2 protein-coding genes are annotated in these 2,763 nt (G+C 75.5%); one reads left to right on the top strand and one right to left on the bottom strand.

Annotated features, from left to right (window positions below; translation table 11 throughout):
- Nucleotides 1-62 precede the first annotated feature (62 nt).
- Nucleotides 63-1,427: a M48 family metalloprotease gene (locus ABD308_RS39410; protein ID WP_344345954.1), complete on the bottom strand. Its 1,365-nt coding sequence runs from the start codon at nt 1,425-1,427 to the stop codon at nt 63-65.
- Nucleotides 1,428-1,586: 159 nt separating this feature from the next.
- Between ABD308_RS39410 and ABD308_RS39405 the strand changes: the two genes are divergently transcribed.
- Nucleotides 1,587-2,711 (top strand): alcohol dehydrogenase catalytic domain-containing protein, encoded by a 1,125-nt coding sequence (locus tag ABD308_RS39405; protein WP_344345952.1) that lies wholly within the window; start codon nt 1,587-1,589, stop codon nt 2,709-2,711.
- The last annotated feature ends 52 nt before the right edge of the window (nt 2,712-2,763 follow it).

The following is a 2,763-nucleotide window of genomic DNA, read 5'->3' as shown; positions in this document are numbered from 1 at the left end:
GTAGGAAGTCGGCCCAGCCGACTTCCTACTCCGGACTCGCACGGCGGCCGTACGGCGTGTGGTCAGCCGGCGAGCAGGGTGCGGGCGATTCGGGTGCGGTGCGGGGCGAGTTCGGTGGCGATGGTGGTGGCCTCGTTCGCCGTGCAGGTGACGGCCGCCGGGAGAGGCGTGTGCCGGGCGAGGAGCGCCCGCCGCAGGTGGGTCGGCGGGTGCGAGGCGTCCACCGCGTGGCCGTCCTGCCGCGAGCGGCGGAGCAGCCGCTCACGCTCCAGCGGCGGGATCGCGGCCAGGTGCTCCCGCAGCTGCGGCCAGAGCGCGGTGACGTCCGGCCCCGGAGCGGCGTCCCGCCGCCCGGACCGAGGCCGCGACTGGATCTCGGCCCGCAACCGCATCGTCACCGTCCCGGCCGCCGACCCGAGCAGCAGCGTCTCCAGCATCCCGCCCGCCGCCTCGGTGGACGCCACCCGCGCGCCGAGCTCGTCGGCCCTGTACTCCGCCTGCTGCCCGGCCCGCGCCGTGAGCCGGTCGAGCACCAGGTAGGCCCGGTAGGGCAGTTGGCTGACGAGGTGCAGGAAGGCGTTGCCCAGGTAGTCCCCGATCAGCGACAGCAGCGCGACCACGCCGTACCCCGCCCGGGTCCGCTCGCGCGGTCTGGAGAGGTCGTACCAGTGCGCCAGCGCCCCCATCGCCGAGCCGAGCCACAGGCCGCGCCGGTTGTCGCCGTTGACCTGGTGGGCGAGTTCGTGCCCGAGCAGTGCGAGCCGCTGCCGCTCGTCCAGCGCCTCCCAGAGCGGCAGGCCGATCGTGAGCATCGACGTCCGCCGCAGCCCGACCACCGCCATGCTCGCGTTGAAGTCCTCGGTGACCTGGATCACCCCGACCGGCGGCGCTCCGAGCTCGGCGGCGACCCGGTCGGCCAGCCCGTACAGCGCGGGGGCCTCGGTCCGGCTCAGTGCGCCCGTGCCGCTCGGCGCCCGGCCGAGCCGGGGGCGGAGCAGGAAGGCGACGGCCAGGAGGAGTGCTCCCAGGCAGCGCAGCGGCGTGTTGCCGGTGACGAGCAGCCAGACGGCCGCCGCCGCCACGGCGACGGTGACGGCGTGGACCGGGACGGCGAGGGCCGAGGCGGCGAGCCAATCCCGGCGGGTGGTGTCGGTGCGGCCGGCCGCGACCTCCTCGAACAGTCGCTCGGTCCGCTCCGCCGCGGCCCGCTCCCGGGCCAGCTCCTTCGCGGACTTGGCGCACTCCCTGGCGGCTTCCTCGGCGGGAACGAGGTTCCATTCGCACGCCGGGCACCAGGCGGTGAACCGGGGGTCGGGGTCGACCGGCCCGGAGCACGTCGGGCACGAGCGCGGGCGGTCCGAGGAGACGGATGGGGAGGGTGCTTGCGCAGGCGCGGTAGGCAGGGGAGCGGCGGAAGGGGTCGGCATGGCGGATGATCATGCCAGGCGCGGCGGAGCCGGGGGAACCCTCCGATCCATCGGGTTTCACCGGTTCGAGGACGGGGGTGGAACGTGTTCTACTCCGCCCGGCGTGCCGTGCCAGAATCGGCCCGACCAGTGATCCGCGACGGACCCGGGAGCAGCCCCATGCGCGCAGCCATCCTGCACAAGACCGGTCAGGAGACGCTCGACGTCCGTGACGACGTCGAGGCCGTGGGCTTCGGCCCCGGCAAGGTGCGGGTCCGGTTGCGCGCCGCCAGCCTCTGCCATTCCGACCTCTCGGCGATGAACGGAACCCTGCCCCAGCCCGCGCCGTTCGTCCCCGGGCACGAGGGCGCCGGGGACGTCGTCGAGATCGGTGAGGGCGTGACGGACCTCGCCGTCGGCGACCGCGTGGTGCTCTGCTGGATGGCGCCCTGCGGCCGGTGCGCGCACTGCGAACGCGGCCGCTCGCACCTCTGCGTGGCCAGCCTGCGGCGGCTCGGCGCGCCCAACTTCCGCTATGGCGCGAACGGTTCGGGCGACGGCGAAGACGGCGGAGGCGCTGGCACCTTCGCCGGCGAGGCATCCGGCTTCTACGGCACCGGCACCTTCGCCGAGGAGGTCGTGGTCGAGCGCGAGGCGGTGGTCCCGGTGCCGGCCGACCTCCCGTACGAACTGGCCGCGCTGATCGGCTGCGGAGTGACCACCGGCATCGGCGCGGCCGTCCACACCGCCCGGGTCGAGCCGGGCGCGTCGGTCGCGGTGATCGGCGCCGGCGGCGTGGGCGTCGCGGCCGTGCAGGGCGCGCGGGTCTGCGGCGCGGGCCGGATCGCGGTGGTCGACCCGGTGGTCTCCCGCCGGGAACGGGCGCTGGCCTTCGGCGCGACCGAGGCGCTCGCCCCCGAGGACCTCAAGGCGGTGGCCAAGGGCCTGCCGGGTGGCGGCTTCGACTACGTCTTCGAGGCGGTCGGCCGCTCGGCCACCGTCCGGGCCGGATACGGCGCGGCCCGGCGCGGCGGCGCGGTCGTGGTGATCGGCGCCGGGGCGCAGGACGACCTCGCGAGCTTCAGCATGGGCGAGCTGTTCTTCAACGAGAAGCGGCTGCTGCCCTCGCTGTACGGCGGCGCGCCGCTGGCGCGGACCGTCGCGCTGGTGGTGGAGCTGTGGCGGGCCGGGCGGATCGACCTCGCGGGGATGATCACGCACCGGGTGGAGCTGGCGGACGTCAACGACGCGCTCGCGCAGATGCGCAGCGGCGAGGCGCTGCGGACGGTCGTGACGCTGGGCTGAGCGGTACGGGCTCGAACGCCGTGGGGCCCGCCGGAAGTCCCGGCGGGCCCCA

It is taken from the genome of Kitasatospora putterlickiae (genome assembly GCF_039527695.1).
In the GTDB taxonomy this organism is placed as follows: Bacteria; Actinomycetota; Actinomycetes; order Streptomycetales; family Streptomycetaceae; genus Kitasatospora; species Kitasatospora putterlickiae.
Note: the sequence above shows the minus strand (reverse complement) of the source record. Positions and strands in the feature narration are given on the sequence as shown.